Genomic DNA, 17,862 nt, shown 5'->3' on the forward strand with positions numbered 1-17,862 from the left:
CTACCCTTGACCATTGCGCGGCGTCTCGCCGCGTTCTTCGAGCAATGCTTCGCTGCGCAGGTACAGCTCGCGCAGGCGCTCCAGGGTTTCCGGCTTCGGCGCCGCCCACATGCCGCGCGTGGCCGCTTCCAGCAGGCGTTCGGCAATTGCGTTCTGCGCCCACGGATTGGCCTCCTGCAGGAACTGCTGCATGGCCGGGTCGAAGCCGTACGACTGCGCCACGTCCTCGTACATCCAGTCGTCCATCACTTGCGCCGTGGCGTCGTAGCCGAACAGGTAATCGACGGTGGCCGTCAGTTCCAGCCCGCCCTTGTAGCCGTGGCGCTGGATGCTGGCCAGCCACTTGGGATTGACCACGCGCGAGCGGAACACGCGCAGGGTCTCTTCCTTCAGGTCGCGCACCTGGGCGCGCGACGGGTCGTGGCTGTCGCCGAAATAATGGCGCGGCTGCTGGCCGCTGAGCGCGCGGATGGTGGCGATCATGCCGCCGTGGAACTGCAAATAATCGTCGCTGTCGAAGATATCGTGTTCGCGGTTGTCCTGGTTGTGCAGCGCGATCTGCACACCATTGAGGCGGGTGCGGAAGGCGTCGCGCTGGTCCGAGCCCTGGGTGCCGCGCGCGTACGCGTAACCGCCCCAGTTGACGTAAGCCTCGGCGAAGTCGCCTTCGGCTTCCCAGTTGCGGTGCTGGATCAGCGGCAGCACGCCGGCGCCGTACGCCCCCGGCTTGGCGCCGAAGATGCGGTAGGCGGCGCGGGTTTCCGCCTCGGCTTGCGCCACGCCCTCGGTCATCAGGCCAGCCAGTTCGGCCAGGTAGTGCTTGCGCACGAAGTTGTGCGTAAGCGGTTCATCGCGCTGGATCACCTGGTTGACCGCGTCGTCCACCAGGTCGATCAGTTGCGGGAAGGCGTCGCGGAAGAAGCCGCTGATGCGGGTGGTGACGTCGATGCGCGGGCGTTTCAGTTCGTCGAGCGGGATCACTTCCACCCCGCTCACCTGGCGGCTCTCGGCGCGCCATACCGGGCGCACGCCCAGCAACGCCAGGATTTGCGCGACGTCGTCGCCGTGGGTGCGCATGGCGCTGGTGCCCCAAATGCTGATCGCCACGCTTTCCGGGTACTCTCCCGCCTCGCGCTGGTAACGCTCCAGCACTTCGCGCGCCAGTTGCTGGCCCACGCGCCAGGCCGATTGCGACGGCACACTGCGTGGATCGACCGAATAGAAATTGCGGCCGGTCGGCAGGATGTGCGCCATGCCGCGCGTGGGCGAGCCGCTAGGCCCCGCCGGTACGTAGCCGCCGGACAGGCCGTGCAGCAGGTTGTCGATTTCGTCGGTGGCGCGGGTGAGGTTCGGCACCAGGTCGGTGCAGGCGAACCGCAAGATCTTGCGCAGGCCGTCGAAGCGCGCCGGGCCGGCCGGCTTGGCCAGCGCCGGGGCCAACGCTGATGCAGCAGGCTTCAAGGCCGCCAGCTTCGGACGCGGCTTGCCCATCTGCGACAGCACATTGGCGCTCGCCTTCAAGGCCGGTTGCAACAACGGTTGCAAAAGCGACGCGGCAGGTGTGGCCGCATCGAGGTCGGCAAACACATCTGCCAGCACGCTGTCGATCTGCGTTGCGTCGTAAGCGACTTCACCCAGCGCCGTGAACAGGCGCAGGCACAGCAAATCCACGGCTTCGAGCGCATTGGCGCGCGAGACCACGGCGCGGCCGGCGATGCGCGCCAGCGCGGGATCGACGTTCAGGCGGCGGCCTTGCTGGTCGAGCAGCATCTCCATGTTCAAGCCGAACAGCTGGGCAATTTCCGCTTGCAGGCCTGGGACGTCGAGGTTGGGCAGGCGCGTGAGCGAGACCAGCATGTCGGGCATTTGCGTGTCGTCCGGGCGGCGGCCCAGGATATGCAGGCCGTCGCGGATCTGGGCCGAACCGAGTTCACACAGGTAGCCGTCCAGGTCTTCGATCAGGTGGGCGACGTCGGAGCCGCCCATGGCCGACAAGGCGGCCGGCAGTTCGCCGTCGTGCGCGTGATCGTGGTCATTGCCGTGATCGTGGCCATGATGATGGTCATGATCGTGGTGATGATGCCCATGCCCGTGGTCGTGGTCGTGGTCGTGACTGAGCAACCGCATCTGCAAATCCGCATCGAGATTGGTCTGCTTGACCAGTTCCCAGATCTGCTGCTGCAACAGCGGCAGCTTGGCCGGATCGAGTACCTCGACCTGGTAGTACTCGTCCACCAGCTGCGTCAGCTGCGCCAGCGCACCGTAGGTGTCGGCCGTGGTCATCGGCGGCGTCAGGTGATCGACCACCACCGCGTGGCCGCGGCGCTTGGCCTGCGACCCTTCGCCCGGGTCGTTGATGATGAACGGGTAGAACAGCGGCAGGTCGCCCAGCAGCACGTCGGGGAAGCACTCTTCCGACAGGCCCACGCCCTTTCCCGGCAACCACTCCATGGTGCCGTGCTTGCCGACGTGGACGATGGCGTCGGCCTGCCACACATCGCGCAGCCAGCGGTACAGCGCATAGTAATGGTGGGTGGGCGGCAGGTCCGGCTGGTGGTAGATCGCGTCCGGGTCCATGCCGTAGCCGCGCGGCGGCTGCAGCGCCACGAAGGCGTTACCGAGTTCGATGCCGGCCAGCGCCACGTGGCCTTCGTGCACATAGGCTTCGCCGGGGGCGGCGCCCCACTGCTTGACCATCTTGTCCTGCAGCGCCTGCGGCATCTCGTCGAACCACTGCTGGTATTGCGCTGCCGGCACCCGGCCGGTGGCGCCGCGCATCTGTTCGGCCGTGAGGTAGATATTGTCGTACGAGCAGCGGGCGACCAGGTCGTGGATCAGCGCCGTGCCGCTCTCGGGCAGCTCGCCTATCGCGTAGCCGGCCTGTTTCATCGATTCGAGGATGCGCATCAGCGATGCAGGCGCGTCGAGCCCCACGGCGTTGCCGATCTGCGAAGCCTTGCTGCTGGAGTTGGTGAACATGAAGGCCACGCGCTTGTCGGCATTCGGTACGCGTTTGAGGCGCGCCGCGCGCCAGGCGATGCCGGCGATGCGCGCCACGCGGTCGGGCAGCGGATCATATTCGACCGCGTCGCCCGGCATGCCGGCGGCACGCGCCTTGAACGACAGCGGCACCGTGATGATGCGGCCGTCGAACTCCGGCAGCACCACGTTCATCGCAGCATCGAGCGGATTGAGGCCGCGCGCGGACTGTTCCCACTGCGGCAGGGTCATGCCGCTGGTGATCGCCTGCAGCACCGGCACGTCGAGTTGTTCCAGTACGCCCACCGACCAGCCGGCCGGCGTGGGGCCGCCGGGCGTGATCTCGCCCATGGCGAACGACGTGGTGTTGATCAGCGCATCAACATGGGCCTGCGTGACACCGTGGACCACGGTGCCGAAGTAACGCAAGGCGTCAGGCAGCTTGCCATCCCCCGATCCAGACCGCAGCGAGGCGGTAAACACCGGCAGCACATTCATGCCGCGCGCTTCGAGTGCGGTCAGCAGCGCGTCGATGAAGCGGGTATTCCCGCTCATCCAGTGGGCGCGGTAGAAGACGATGCCGACGCTGGGGCGCTGCGGATCGGCCAGCGCCTGCCAGTCAGCCAGGCCGGCGCCTGGCGCCAGGTCCGGGTGGTAGATGCCGTGGTCCGGCAGCGCAAGCGCCGGCTCGAAGCCGAAGCCGGTCAACAGCAAATGGTCGGACAGGAAGCGCAGCAGCTGCGCCAGGTTGGCGCTGCCGCCGGCGCGGAAGTACTGCAAGGTCATGTCCAGCACGTCGGAACGAACGGTCGACACTGCCGCCAGTTCGGGATCGGGTTCGCCGGTGCCGCTGACGACGACCAGGTGCCGCCCCTGGCGGCGCGCGTGCTCGACCAGGTGGGAAAATCCGGGCACGCCGCCCAGGCGGCCCAGCACCCGCACCACGATCACGCGCGCCGCGCGCAGTTCGCCGTCCAGCAGTTGCGCCAGCGTGGACTCTTCCCCAAGCGCTTGCAGGTTCACACCCATGACCGGGCCGAAGCCTTCGGGCATTTGCGCCTGCGCCTGGTGCAGCACGGTCAGGTCGTTGGAGGCGTGGGTCAGCAGCGCAAGCTGTGAAAAATTCGGATGGTCGGTCATTTCGGTCCAGGTTCGCAGGTGTCGCCCACGCCCAGGCGGTGGAACACCAGGTCGGCGACTTCGCGCCCGTTCAGCAGATGCTCGTGGACGATGCGCTCGGCGTTGGCTTCGTTTACGCGCTGATACCACACGCCTTCCGGGTACACCACCACCACCGGCCCCTCGAAGCGGCACGCCACCATGCAATGGGTGCGGGTACGCTTGACGGCCAGCTCGGGATGTTCGTCGATCACCTTGCCCATGTGTTCGAACACGGCCTGTGCGCGGCCTTCTTGCGGCTCGCAGCGCGGACCGACGCACATGAAGATGTGGCGGTGGTGGGTTCTCATGAATCAGGCGAACTTTTTGTAGAAGTAGCCGGTCAGGCCCCCGAGGGCCAGCCAGAACACCGCATTGGCCAGCGCGGTGGCGATGATGAACGAGCCCACCAGGCTTTCCGGCGCTGCCATCGAATGCATGGGCGGTTGCGGCGCGCCCACCAGGTGCGGCACCAACAACAGCGCCACCGCACCCACCTTGAACCAGACGTTGCGGCTCCAGGCCAGTGCGCCGATGGCGACGGCGGTGGAGAACGCGGTGCAGATCCACCAGGCCTGGCGCGCCGAGACCGGCGCCGCCAGGGTGCCCGGCAGCTCGGGCGGCAGTCCGAGCGACGGCGCGATGAAGAACACAGCGTACGCGGCCGCGCCCCACAGCATGCCGCTGCGCCAGGTCACCGGGCGGCCGCGCAGGCAGATCACGGCCGCCAGCAGCAGCGCGTAACCGACACCCATGCTGACATCGGCCAGCGCCGTGTAGGCGGTGCGCTCGATACCGTCTTCGGGCTCCCAGCCGCCGTGGCTGTGGGCCTCTGCCGCCGCGCCGTGGCCGCCATGGCCATGCTCGTGCGGCGCAGTGCCGGGGGCATGCGCATGTTCGGCAGCGACAGGAGCGGCAGGAACCACGACAGCAGCAGAGTCCTGGGCCTTTTCATACACCTCGGCCTGCTGAATGATCGGGATTACCTGCAGGTGCTGCACACCGGTCAGCAGCAAGCCGGCGATGATGCCGGCGGCAGCAGCGGTGCGCACGATGCCGTTGAAGATGCCGGCCGGCGCCGCAGCGCCTGGCCCGGTGCGGCTTAGTGACACGGGAAGCCCGCCGAGTGGCGGCTGTCGTGGGCAGCATTGTGCAGCGCTTCCATCGAGGCGAAACCGGCGCCGAACAGCAGCACGGCGCCAAGACCGGCGGCGCACAGCGCCGGGATCATTTTTTCGCGCAGCGTGGATGTGGCGGGACGGCTGGCAACTTCGGCGTGGACGGTAGTAACTGGGGTGACGGGCATGATCTTCCTTCCAGGTGCGTGGAGACGGTACGCGGGGAAGGAAAGCGGGGATGCGGCCGGGATGCATCGACAACGGATGGACAGCACGGCGCAGCACTCACCCGTATCGCCCTCCGCAATACAAACGTGTTGACAGCTACTGGCTGGTTTCCGGGCTGACGAGTGGATCGCTCCTGGCAGTGCGCCTTCCCATGCTTGCGCACAGTGGCTGATTGCACTTCCTTGACCTCGACTACCGTTGCGGGGGCAGCGCCGGCATGGCCCTGGTCGGACGCACCGGCTTCCCATTTAAATATGCGGAACCGGGATCACACCCGACGTCCGCGCATACCAGAAGCTTTGACTACCGGCGAAGTATAGGGGCGGCACAGGGGAATTGCAAGGCGTTAGCCATCTACCGGAGCGCCGGGCGTGGGCAAGATCAGCTGGTAAAACGCCAGGTCCAGCCAGCGCCCGAACTTGAACGCCGCATGGCGCACGGTGCCGGCATGGACGAAGCCCAACTGCTCGTGCAGGGCGATGCTGGCGCGGTTGTCGGCGTCGATGCCGCCGACGATGGTGTGCAGGTCGGCCTGCCCGGCCGCCGCGATCACCTGTTCCAGCAGTGCGCGGCCCAGGCCCTTGCCGCGCTGGTCGGCGCGCACGTAGACCGAATGCTCGACCGCGTACTTGTTGGCCGGGTAGCCGCGAAAGGCGCCATAGCTGGCAAAGCCCAGCAGCACGCCGCCGGCGTCTTCGTAGCCGAGCACCGGATAGCCGCCGGCGCGCTTGGCGGCAAACCACTTGTTCATGCTCTCGAGCGTGCGCGGATGGTATTCGTACAGGGCCGTCGAATTGGCGATGGCGTCGTTGAAGATGTCGAGGATGGCTTGCGCGTGGCGCTCTTCGGTACAGCTGACAAGGTTCATGGTGACTCCGTGAAAGACAACCGTCATGATAGTCGAAAATATCGCCGCTACCACGGGCGATGGGACGCCATCCACGTCGCGTCACTTATTATCTTGCTTTTCAGACACAGATTTGATGCGGTGATGTAACATTGAGGGCAGCCAGATGGACCGTCAGCAGCCACCGTAGACACCGATGCCATTCAAAACCATAACAACCATGCGTGCACCCTCGATCCGATCCCGCCTGCTGTACCTCGTAGTGGCGTGCATCGTGCCCGCTGCACTGATGGCGATTTTGTTGATCGGCTACGATTACACCCAGGCGCGGGCGGCCTTCATCACCGGCGCCATGGCCACGGCGCGCGCCAACGCCATGGACGTGGACAAGGAGTTCGCCACCGTGGAGGCGGCGCTGCGCGCGCTGGCCACCTCGCCCGACCTGGCGCGCAGCGACCGGCAGGCATTCTACGCGCAGGCGCGCGGCCTGGCCGCCTCGCAGCACATGCTCAACATCGTGCTCGAAGACGCCAGCGGCCAGCAATTGATCAATACCTTCATCCCTTACGGCGCCGCGTTGCCCCCGCCGAGCATGGGGAACGTGCTGCAGTTCGTCCAGAAAAACGACGCCACCGCGATTTCCGACCTGTTTATCGGTGCGGTCTCGAACCGCAATATCGCGTCGGTCAGTATCCCGGTGCGATACCTGCCCGGGCGCCCGGACCTCATCGGCGCGCTGAATGCGACCGTCCCGGTAGAACGCTTCAACGCCCTGCTGGCCCAGCAAAGCTATCCCGAGCACTGGATTGCCAGCATCCTCGATCGCGGCGGCAAAGTGGTCGCGCGTAGCCAGGACACGCAGCGCTACGTCGGCCACAAGGCGCTGCCCGAAGTCATCGACCGTATGCGTGCAGGTTTTGAAGGGGTGATCGAAACCACCACCCTCGACGGCAAGCCGATACTGGCGGTGATGACGCATGCGGGCGACTCGCAATGGACGGTCGGTATCGGCATTCCGATCGAGGTGCTCAACGCCGAACTCAATCGCAAGCTGCTGGTGCTGGTATTGGCGACCGCCACCCTGCTCGCCGCCAGCCTGGTACTGGCGTGGAGCATCAGCAACCGCATCACGCGCGCCATCGGCGCGCTGGTGGCGCCGGCCATGGCGCTGGGGCGCGGCGAAGCGGTGGCAGCAGCCAGCTACGGCTTGCGCGAGGCCGACGAGGTGGGCGTGGCGCTGGTCGATGCGGCGCGCATGCATGCGCAGGCGCGCCACCAGGCCACCCACGATCCGCTCACCGGCCTGGCCAACCGCGCCATGTTTTGCGAGTTCCTGGAGCGGCAGGTAGAACTGTGCGCGCGCTCGGGGGAGCCGCTCTCGCTGCTGTACCTTGACCTGGACTCCTTCAAGCAGATCAACGATACCTACGGCCACGCCGCCGGCGACCAGTTGCTGACCGGCGCTGCGCTACGCCTGCGCGAGGAGTTGCGCAAGTCCGACCTGGCGGCGCGGCTCGGTGGCGACGAGTTTGCCGTGATCCTGGTGGGCTGCGACGCCGCAGCCACGGCCACCGTGGTGGCCAAGCTGGAAACTCGCCTGGCCCAGGCGCATCACATCGAAGGTTACGAGCTGGTGGCAGGCGCCAGCATCGGCGTGGCAATGCTGGCGCCCCAAGGCCGTGCCCAGCAGCAGCCGGTCAGCGCCACCGACCTGGTGGCCGATGCCGACGACGCCATGTACCGGCGCAAGGCCGAACGCAAGCTGGCCGCAAAAGCTCAATCCTTGCCGGCTGCTTCGATGTAGATCTCGTCGGCACAACCCTGCACCCGCGCCGGCGCCGGCTGGGCATTGCCCACCATGGCCGCCAGGTCGCGGTCGGTGCCGAATTGCAGCGGCAGCGACACCCGGATCTCCTGCAAGTATTTGCGCTGGCTGCACACGAGCGTGAGGCTATCGGCCACCTTCTCGCCATGGCGCGCTTTGACGCGCGCGAAGAAGTCGTCCACGCGGATGCTCTTGCCGGTGCTGCCGAGGATGATCTTGCCCACTTCCGAATCGTTCACCACCCGCACCGCTGATACCGCCTTGATGAAGTAATCGTCCGGCGCCAGTTCCTGGCACTTGCCATGCTTGTTCCACTCGTAGGCGCCGAAGGTGCGCTCGTAATAGAAGTTGGGCATCCACGGCGCTATTTTTGCGATGGTGTCCTTCGACAGCGAGAACTGCTGGCCTTCGCAACTGCCGTAACGGGTGCCGCACTCCTTCTTGTTGGGCCACAGGCCATGCAGGCTCAGGGTCTTTGCCTCCAGTTTGCCGCCGTTCATGGCATCGCATTCGGGCTTGCTGCCCTTGAACGGGAAGTGCTCGCAAAAGCCGGGCTGCCAGGTTACCGCCAGCACGTAGCTGTCCTGGCGGTTGGCGATGCTGCACGAGCCGCCATCGGCGGCCGGATCGCTGCCGCGCGGCGGCCGTGCCGAGCGCGCTTCCATCGGTTCGAGCACCGCTGCGCCGCAGTCGCGCTGTACCCAGCGCAGCTTCGGCTCCGCACCCGGCACTTCCACCCGCACCCAGTCGTAGTCGGCCTTGTTAATCTCGCGCACCGTATAGCCCTTGCCGGCCGCCAGCTGCGCAGCGCCGGGATTGGTGCGCTTGGCGAACGACGCATACGCTTCGCAGCTTTTGCTGGCGGTGAACGTGCCGCTGGCCGCTTCGCTGGCAGCGGCGCCGCCGGCCAGGCAGGCCAGCACAAAGGTGACAGTAATTCGCAACATGGAGAGCTCCGCAAGAAAGGTTGGCGGCATTGTAGCCGAGCCTGCGCGGACCAAGGCCGGCGTTGTCGATTAGCCACGCGATCAACAAAATGGTAGCGCATGACATTTTGCGGAATCTTTCTGTTGACAATAACTTGGCAACGCTTCTACACTCAAATGGTCGCGGTACCATAAAAAACACAAGACCGTGGCACCTAACAAAAAGCAGTCAAAAAAACCATTAGGAGACAGCAATGCCCAGCAACTTCACCCCTACCGGCGGTGGCCGCCGCACGCCTGCCCGCCTGGCCTGCGGCCTGACTATGATGGCCGGCCTGGTGGCCCAGGCCTATGCCCAGCAAACGCCTCCCGCCACTGCTCCCATCGACGAAGCGACGATCCAGAAGGTGGAGGTCAGCGGCTACCGCAACAGCCTGATCTCGTCGGCCAAGGACAAGAAAGAAGCGGTCGGCTTCCAGGACTCGATCAACGCCGAAGACTTCGGCAAATTCCCGGACAAGAATATCGCCGAGTCGCTCAGCCGCATTCCCGGCGTGGGCGTCTCGCGCGATGTCACCGGCGAAGGCATGAACATCCAGATTCGCGGCCTCGGCTCGAGCTTCACCAAGATCCTGCTCAATAATGCGCAGATCGCGGTGGCCTCGTCCGGCCCGGTCGATGGCCAGAACAGCAACCGCGAAGTCGATCTCGACCTGCTGCCCACCGACCTGTTTACCAAGCTCACGGTGAGCAAGAGCCCAACGGCGAGCATGCTCGAAGGCGGCGCCGCCGGCGTGGTAAACCTGCGCAGCGCGCGCCCGTTCGACAAGGAAGGCCGCACCGTGGCCATGAGCGTGACCGGCACGCGTAACCAGATCGCCGACAAGACCGGCGGCCGTGGTTCGCTGCTGGCCAGCCAGACCTGGGGCAAGACCTTCGGCATCCTGGGCGGCATTTCGGTGTCGCGCCAGGAAATCCGCACTACCGGTTTCGAGTCGGTGGGCTGGACCAATCCCAACCTGAGCGCCACCCAGAACACCTCCCCCACCCGCAACAACACGGGCGGCGGCAACTGGAATATCCCCGCCGTGGTGCCGGCCAACGCCGGCAACGGCCTGGTACCGGGCACGGTGATCGACCAGGCCTTCCTGCTGCAGCACAATCCGGGACTGACCATCCAGCAGATCGACAACGCCATCCTGCCGCGCCTGGGCCGCACCATGGACTACTTCGGCACCAAGGACAAGCTCTCGGCCATCTTCAGCAGCGAATACCGCCCCACCGACGACCTGCACTTCTATGTCGACACGATGTACAGCAAGCGTGACGACAAGGCCCAGCGCGTGGCATACAACTGGGCCGTGCGCAACAACGGCGTCATCCCGCTCAACATGACCGTGGACCGCAGCGATTGCAGCGCCGGCTGCACCGTCACCGGCGGCACGTTTGCCAACTCGCTCAACTTCATCGAATACGGTCCGCGCCACGACAAGGTGGACCTGCTGGGCATCAATCCGGGCATGGAGTGGACCATCACGCCCAAGCTCAAGCTCGATGCCCAGGTAAATTACACGCGCAGCCGCTTCTCGCACGAGGCGCCGACCGTGATGCCCATCACGCCGGCCAACAGCGGCAATACGACCACCTATGACAACAATGGCGGCGGCATCCCGAACATCACGTCCAGCCTGGACCTGAACAACCCGGCCAACTACGCCTGGGCCGGCGGCCGCGTCAACATCGCCAACGAATTGCGCGAAACCCGCACCAAGGGCGCCCACGCCGACCTGACCTGGGGCGACCGCGCCTTCAACATCAAGGCCGGTATCGCGTACGACGACATCAATCGCCGCATCCGCGCCCAGGAAAATTCGGCCGCATGGCAGGCCGCCGTCTGTGGCAACAACCCGAGCGTGCTGCTGGCCGGCCCCAATGGCGGACCTGCCTGCGACGGCGCCAATACGCCGGGCGCCAGCGCCGCCGCGCTGTACCCGGGCTTCGGCACCGGCTACACGGCCGGCCGTACCGACGCCCTCACCTACGGCGGCTCGCTGATCCCGCAAAGCGCGCTGGCCAGCTACATCGTGCCGGGCCCTTACGGCCGCCCGATCATCGACTGGGACCGCTTCCGCAAGGACTCCAACTACGACACGTACAACAAGAACGCGCCATTCGCCATGTCGTCTTCCACCGGCGCCAACGCCGGCTTCATCGCCGAAAAGAGCACCGGCATCTACACCGAACTCAATGGCGAAGCCAAGCCTTGGGGCCTGGACCTGCGCTACAACGCCGGCATCCGCTACGTGCGCACCCGCCAGCAGGTCGGTTCGTACAACTCGTTCTCCGATCCGCGCAACGCCAACCTGCCGCTCAACGGCAGCAAGTACCCGAACGTGGACCAGTGGGTATACCAGGACACCACTTACAACAACACGCTGCCATCGGCCACCGCCGCCCTCAACCTGCGCAGCGACATCGTGGCCCGCGCCGCCGTCTCGCGCAGCATGACGCGCGCCGACCCGAACGCGCTGCGCCCGGGCATCAACTTTTCGTCGCCGTCAGCGGACATCGGCACCATCGGCAACCCTACCCTGAAACCCTACCTGTCCGATAATATCGACCTGGGACTGGACTGGTACACCGGCCGCGAAGGCTATATCAGCGCCACCGTGTTCCAGAAAAAAGTGGACGGCTTTACCGCCAACGAAAACCTGACGCTGCCGTTTTCCGACCTGGCCGCCTACGGCATCACTTACAACAACCTGTCCCAGAATCAGCAAAGCGCGCTCAACGACCGGGGCGGTCCGAACGCCGCCACCGTCGTCATGACACGCACCCGCAACGCCAGCGGCAAGCTGCGCATCCGTGGCCTGGAGCTGGGCTGGGTGCAGCCGCTGGACAAGCTGCTGCCGTTCAAGGGCCTGGGCTTCAACGAGACCGTCACCTTCATCACGCAGCGCGCCAGCGGCGAAGGCAGCGAAGGCTTCGTGGCGCTCGGTGTACCGAAACGCACCAATAACTTCTCGGTCTTCTACGAGAACTATGGCTACTCGGCGCGCCTGTCGCACACCTTCTCCAAGGGTAGCCAGGTCTCCACCGGCAACCAGAACGGCATCACGCTGGCCAACCTGTATGTGAACGACTACAAGCAGATGGACTTCTCGTCGAGCATCGACCTGGAACAGGTGATGGACCGCGACGGCTGGCCGACGCTGACCTTCGATATCGTCAACCTCAACCGCGACGCCAAAAAGACGTACTTCCAGTTTTCCAACGCCCGCTTCACCGAGTACGCCCCCGGCCGCACCTACTCCTTCGGCCTGCGCAAAAAGTTCTGATGTGTCGCTCCCTGCTCCTCCAAGAGCAGTTTATGGGCACCGTCGCCGGGTGGCGGCGGTGCTTCTTTTTTGACCGATTCCAAGGATCCCCACGATGACATTGCGTGCATCGCCCCGCCATACGCTTGCTGCGCTGTGCGCCCTCGCCGTATTCGGCATTGCAACCGCCCCTGCCAGCGCTGCCGCGCCGGTGCCGCACCTGCGCCAGCAGGGCACCGCCTCCCAGCTCATCGTCGACGACCAGCCGTTCCTGGTGCTGGGCGGCGAGCTGCATAACTCTTCCGCTTCTCACCTGCCCTACCTGCAACGGCTGTGGCCTGCCCTGAAAAACGCCCAGCTCAATACCGTGCTGGCGCCGGTGCAGTGGGACCAGATGGAGCCGGAGGAGGGCCGTTACGACTTCACGGTCCTCGACGGCATGCTCAAGCAAGCGCGCGCCAATGACATGCGCCTGATCCTGCTGTGGTTCGGCGCCTGGAAAAATTCCATGTCCACTTACGTGCCGCCATACGTCAAGCGCGACGCCAGGCGCTTCCCACGTGCGTTCAACCGCGCTGGCGCGGCGCAGGAAATCCTCAGTCCGTTTGGCGAGCAGACCTTGCAGCGCGATACCGCCGCCTTCCGCGCGCTGCTGGCGCACCTCAAGCAAACCGACACCGAGCGCACCGTGCTCATGGTACAGGTGGAAAACGAGATCGGCATGCTGCCGGACGTACGCGACTTCGGCCCGCTGGCCAACGCGGCGCTGGCTGGCCAGGTGCCCCGGCGCCTGCTCGATTACCTGCAAGCCAACCGCGCTACCCTGCACCCGTCGCTGCTGGCCTTGTGGACCGCGCAGGGCCAGCGTACCCAGGGCACGTGGGCTGAAGTGTTCGGAACATCCATCGGCGCCGAAGAAGTATTCCAGGCATGGGCCTACGCCGCTTTCGTGGAGACCATGAGCGCGGCCGGCAAGGCGGCGTACCCGATTCCGCTGTACGTGAATGCGGCGCTCAACCGGCCCGGAAAACAGCCGGGCGAGTACCCGAGTGCGGGGCCGCTGCCGCACCTGTTCGATGTGTGGAAGGCGGCGGCGCCGTCGGTCGACCTGCTGGCGATCGATACCTATTTCCCCAACTTTACCGACTGGGCGCCGCAGTTCAAGCGCCGCGACAATCCGCTGTTTGTGCCGGAAGCCGACAACGCCGGCCGCCACGACGCCGCCGCCAAGGCCTTTTACGCCATCGGCGAACACGACGCCTTCGGCTTTTCGCCGTTCGGCATCGAGGACAGCACCGGCACGGGTGACGACACCCTGCCCGCCGCCTACCGCCTGCTGCGCCAGCTGGCGCCCGTGATCAACCGCCACCAGGGCGCGGGCGACACGCGCGGTTTCAAGGCCCGCGTGTCGTACGACGGCGTGGTCGATGCAGCGCCGCAGCAGGCCACGATGGGCGGCTACCTGCTCACCGTATCGTTCGGCAATCCGTGGGCAAAGGCCACCAGCCGCGATGTGGAAGCGTTCGGCGGCCTGGTGATACGACTGGCCGACGACGAATTCCTCGTCGCCGGCAAGGGACTGACCGTCACCTTCAAGGACGCCACCGGCGCCGGCGACAGCATCGGCCTGGAGCTGGTCACGGAAGGCACGTACGAGAAGGGCAAGTGGGCGCCTGCGCGCTGGCTCAATGGCGACGAGATCCACCAGGGCCGCCAGGTGATGCTGGTGACCGGCGGCTTTACCGCGCAAAAGGTGAAGCTGTATCGCTACAGATGAAGTTGTACGACGACTCCAGGCAGAAGGTGGAAATATGCTAAAGTGTTACCGCAACCATCGGTAGATGGTTGCGCCTTACATCACTCCACCGAAGGTAGTCCCGCAATGAATAAATTGGCGCCAGAAGAGCGCAGCCAGCCGACGATGCACGACGTGGCGCGGCTGGCTGGCGTGTCGCCGATGACCGTATCGCGCGTCATGAACGGCAAGGACACGGTCCATGCCAAAACCCGCAAGAAGGTCGCCGATGCGGCGGCCGCGCTCAACTACATGCCCAACCAGGAAGCGCGCAAGCTGGCCGGCGCGCGGCCGATGCGCATCGGTTTCTTGTACAGCAATCCCAGCGCCGGCTACCTGAGCGCCTTGCTGGTCGGCCTGCTCAACCAGTCCAGCATCCACAATATGCAGCTGTTCGTGGAAAAAGGCGATGGCCAGGCGCACCAGCTCGAACAGATCGAACGCCTGATCGACAACAACCTCGATGGCATCATCCTGCCGCCGCCGCTCGGCGACGATCCGGCCATCCTGGCGCGCCTGAAAAACGCTGGCGCACCGGTGGTGACGGTGGCCTGCGGCCAGCCCGCTGCCGACATGAATACGGTCAGCTCGGTCAGCATCGACGACTACCTGGCCGCGTACCAGATGACGCGCCAGTTGATCGACCTGGGCCACCACCGCATCGGCTTCATCGCCGGCGACGGCAACCAGGTCGCCAGCGCACGGCGCCTGGCCGGCCACCAGGCCGCGCTGCAGGAAGCCGGCGCCGACACGGCGCCGGCGCTGACCGTGCCGGGCTTGTACACCTATCGTTCGGGACTGGAAGCGGCGGAAGCGCTGATGGCGCTGGCCGAACGCCCCACCGCCATTTTCGCCAGCAACGACGACATGGCCGCAGCCACCGTGGCGGTGGCGCACCGGCTGGGCCTGGACGTACCGGGCGATTTGACCGTGGTGGGCTTCGACGATACCGCGCTGGCCACCACCATCTGGCCGGCGCTGACCACCGTGCACCAGCCGATCACCGACATGGCCGGCGAGGCGGCGCGCCTGCTGCAACGGCAGATCCGCCGCCAGCGCGACGGCGAACCCTCGAAGCCCGAACACCTGTTGATGAATTTTTCGCTGATCCGGCGCCAGTCCGACGCCGCCCCGCGCGTGCGTCCGCCGGCGCATTTCATGCCGGCCAGCGTCGAAAGCCCGTAACACTTTGGGGTCGGACCCTGTACAGGGTCCGACCCTGGCCGTGCGGGTCAGTGCATCATCCCACCATCAGCTTGACCGATTTGAGCTGGACCGAATCCGGGCCAGCGTGAATGGTGAAGCTGCCCGGCTCCACCACGCGCTCCATCCGCATATTGTAGAACCACAGGTCCGACGGCTTGATGTCGAACGATAGCGTACGCCGTTCGCCCGGCTGCAAGGTCACACGCTTGAAGGCCTTCAGTTCCAGCACCGGCCGCGTGGCCGAGCTGATGTCGTCGCGGATGTAAATCTGCACCACTTCGTCGCCTGCGACCTTGCCGGTATTGGACACGTCCACTTCCACCTTGGTGCTCTCGCCCACGCCGATGCGCGCCTTGGTCAAGCGCGGCTCCGAGATCGAGAACGTGGTGTAACTGAGACCGAAACCGAACGGATATAAAGGCTTGGTGGAGCCGTCGATATAGCCGCGCCGCGCCGACGGCTTGTGGTTGTAGAAGATCGGCAGCTGACCCACGCTGCGCGCGATCGACACCGGCAGCTTGCCGCCCGGGTTGGCGCGGCCGAACAGGATGTCGGCCACCGCGTTGCCGGTTTCCTGGCCCATGTACCAGCCCTCCACCAGCGCGTCGGCCTTCTCGGCCAGCAGGTTGGCCGACAACGGACGGCCGTTGAGCAGGAATACCACGGTCGGTTTGCCCAGCGCGAAGATGGCGCGCGCCAGGTCGTTCTGCTGGCCCATCAGGTCCAGCGTCTCGCGGTCGCCCAGGTGGTTGTCGGCCCAGGCTTCGCGACTGGTCTGCTCGTTGTCGCCCAGTACCATGATGATGGTGTCGGCATTTTTCGCCCCCGCCACCGCCTCGGCGATCAGCCTGGCATTCACCTCCGGCGCGACGAACTTGATCTCGTCCTGGCCCCAGATGCGGCTCTCGGTGATGCGCACGCCTTCGGCGTAGGCCAGTTCGAAACCCTGGGCGCGGCTCTCGGCCTGCAGTCCCTCGTACACCGACACCACGTGGCGCGGAATGTCGGAGTACCCGCCGATCGGCGTGTCTTTCGCGTGGGCGCCCAGCAGCAGCACCTTGCCCACTTTTTTGCCGTCGAGCGGCAGCAAGCCCTTGTCGTTCTTGAGCAGCACCGGGGTGCGGGTGGCGACCAGGCGCGCCAGCGCCACCGCATCGGCGGTCGCGGTCAGGCTGTCGGCGCGGTTGGCGTCCACGTATGGCTGCTCGAACAGCCCGGCCTGGAATTTCAGCTTCAGGATGCGACGCACCACGGTGTCGATTTCCTTGACCGAGACGCGCTTTTCCTTGACCAGGTCTGCCAGCGACAGGTACGACAGCGGATCGGGCGTTTCGATATCGACGCCGGCCTTGATCGCGTAGTAGCCCGCCTCTTTCGCGTCGGGGGCGAGCTTGTGGCGCGAGGCCATCTCGTTGATGCCGAAATAATCGGACACCGTCACGCCCTGGAAACCCCATTCCTCGCGCAGCACCTTGTGCAGTAGCCAGTGGCTGGCGTGCGACGGGATGCCGCCGATCTCGTTATACGATGGCATCACCGCCGCCACGTTGGTTTCGCGGATCAGGCGCTCGAACGGCGGGAAGAAGTCTTCGCGCAGGGTGCGCTCGCTCACTTCGGCCGGGCCGATATTGGTGCCGTTTTCCGGCTGGCCGTGACCGGTCATGTGCTTGAGCGTGACGAAGACCTTGTCCTTGGCCAGCACCGGGTTGTCGCCGGCGAAGCCGATCACTGCCGCCTTGCCGATTTCCGCAGAGAGATGAGCATCTTCGCCATAGGTTTCCTCGATGCGGCCCCAGCGCGGTTCACGCGCCACGTCCACTACCGGCGCCAGCGCCAGGTTGGCGCCGCGCGCGCGCATTTCGCGCGCGGCCACGCTGAATGCCTGCTGCACCAGCGCCGGATCGAACGACGAGGCCAGGCCGATCGCCTGCGGGAAGCTGGTGGCGTCGCGCGCGACGTAACCGTGCAGCGCCTCTTCGTGCATGAACAGCGGAATGCCCAGGCGGGTTTCTTCCACCGCCCATTTTTGTGCGGCGTTGGTGTAGATGGCGGTTTCGAGGGCATTGCGGTTCTTGACGCCACCGGTGTCGCCGGCGCCGGCCGCCTGGCCCAGCTGGCGGTCGGACGGACGCCCGATCATGCCGATACCGTGCGGATAAACCTGTTTGGCCTTGGCTGCGTTGAACTCGCCGCTGCCGTCCTGGATCTCGGTCTTCTTCTGCCACACGCACAGCATCTGGGCGATCTTTTCTTCCAGCGTCATGCGGCCCAGCAGGTCGCTTACCCGGCGATCCACCGGCAAGCTGGCGTTTTTATACGGTGCGCTGGCGGCGGCAGTAGCGGTGGCAGCGAAGGCCATCGGCGCCGACACCATGGACAGGCCGGCCACGCCGGTCATCGAGGTCAGAAAATCCCTGCGGTTACTGGTCATACTTGTCTCCATATTTTTTATGTGGGTACTGC

11 protein-coding genes and 1 riboswitch are annotated in these 17,862 nt (G+C 65.6%); of the genes, 4 read left to right on the top strand and 7 right to left on the bottom strand.

Annotated elements, in window-relative coordinates:
- The 5 genes from J2X54_RS06900 to J2X54_RS06920 all read right to left on the bottom strand — a co-directional run bounded on the left by J2X54_RS06900 (position 1) and on the right by J2X54_RS06920 (position 6,351).
- Positions 1-4,119: a cobaltochelatase subunit CobN gene (locus tag J2X54_RS06900; protein WP_310179416.1), complete on the bottom strand. Its 4,119-nt coding sequence runs from the start codon at positions 4,117-4,119 to the stop codon at positions 1-3.
- Positions 4,116-4,448, bottom strand: a complete 333-nt coding sequence (locus J2X54_RS06905) for a ferredoxin (protein ID WP_310179418.1) — start codon at positions 4,446-4,448, stop codon at positions 4,116-4,118. Before J2X54_RS06905 ends, J2X54_RS06900 begins: the two co-directional genes overlap by 4 nt.
- A 3-nt stretch (positions 4,449-4,451) precedes the next feature.
- Positions 4,452-5,249, bottom strand: a complete 798-nt coding sequence (locus tag J2X54_RS06910) for a CbtA family protein (RefSeq protein ID WP_310179420.1) — start codon at positions 5,247-5,249, stop codon at positions 4,452-4,454.
- Entirely contained in the window at positions 5,240-5,443 is a 204-nt protein-coding gene (locus J2X54_RS06915; protein WP_070246882.1) for a CbtB domain-containing protein, read from the bottom strand. The genes J2X54_RS06910 and J2X54_RS06915 overlap by 10 nt, the downstream gene beginning before the upstream one ends.
- Before the next feature lie 123 nt (positions 5,444-5,566).
- Positions 5,567-5,776, bottom strand: a riboswitch (cobalamin riboswitch).
- 53 nt (positions 5,777-5,829) lie between these two features.
- Complete coding sequence (locus J2X54_RS06920) at positions 5,830-6,351, bottom strand: N-acetyltransferase family protein (RefSeq protein WP_310179422.1); 522 nt, start codon at positions 6,349-6,351, stop codon at positions 5,830-5,832.
- A 175-nt stretch (positions 6,352-6,526) separates the two neighbouring features.
- Here J2X54_RS06920 and J2X54_RS06925 point away from each other — a divergent pair, with 175 nt between their 5' ends.
- Positions 6,527-8,134, top strand: coding sequence for a sensor domain-containing diguanylate cyclase (locus J2X54_RS06925; RefSeq protein WP_310179423.1), 1,608 nt, complete (start codon positions 6,527-6,529; stop codon positions 8,132-8,134).
- Here the strand turns inward: J2X54_RS06925 and J2X54_RS06930 are convergent.
- Positions 8,107-9,102 (bottom strand): ribonuclease T2 family protein, encoded by a 996-nt coding sequence (locus J2X54_RS06930; RefSeq protein WP_070246879.1) that lies wholly within the window; start codon positions 9,100-9,102, stop codon positions 8,107-8,109. The two genes, J2X54_RS06925 and J2X54_RS06930, sit on opposite strands and share 28 nt — an antisense overlap.
- A 233-nt stretch (positions 9,103-9,335) precedes the next feature.
- Here J2X54_RS06930 and J2X54_RS06935 point away from each other — a divergent pair, with 233 nt between their 5' ends.
- The 3 genes from J2X54_RS06935 (at position 9,336) to J2X54_RS06945 (ending at position 15,378) form a co-directional block, all read left to right on the top strand.
- Positions 9,336-12,419: a TonB-dependent receptor gene (locus J2X54_RS06935; RefSeq protein WP_310179426.1), complete on the top strand. Its 3,084-nt coding sequence runs from the start codon at positions 9,336-9,338 to the stop codon at positions 12,417-12,419.
- Positions 12,420-12,513: 94 nt separating this feature from the next.
- A complete protein-coding gene (locus J2X54_RS06940; RefSeq protein ID WP_310179427.1) occupies positions 12,514-14,175 on the top strand; it encodes a DUF5597 domain-containing protein in 1,662 nt (553 codons plus the stop codon).
- A 105-nt stretch (positions 14,176-14,280) separates the two neighbouring features.
- The gene (locus J2X54_RS06945; RefSeq protein ID WP_310179428.1) at positions 14,281-15,378 is read left to right on the top strand and encodes a LacI family DNA-binding transcriptional regulator; all 1,098 of its coding nucleotides are present in this window, start codon (positions 14,281-14,283) and stop codon (positions 15,376-15,378) included.
- A gap of 55 nt (positions 15,379-15,433) precedes the next feature.
- Here J2X54_RS06945 and J2X54_RS06950 read toward each other — a convergent pair whose 3' ends face one another.
- A complete protein-coding gene (locus J2X54_RS06950; RefSeq protein ID WP_310179429.1) occupies positions 15,434-17,830 on the bottom strand; it encodes a glycoside hydrolase family 3 N-terminal domain-containing protein in 2,397 nt (798 codons plus the stop codon).
- Positions 17,831-17,862 lie beyond the last annotated feature (32 nt).

It is taken from the genome of Duganella sp. 3397 (assembly GCF_031456625.1).
Taxonomy (GTDB): domain Bacteria; phylum Pseudomonadota; class Gammaproteobacteria; order Burkholderiales; family Burkholderiaceae_D; genus Rugamonas; species Rugamonas phyllosphaerae.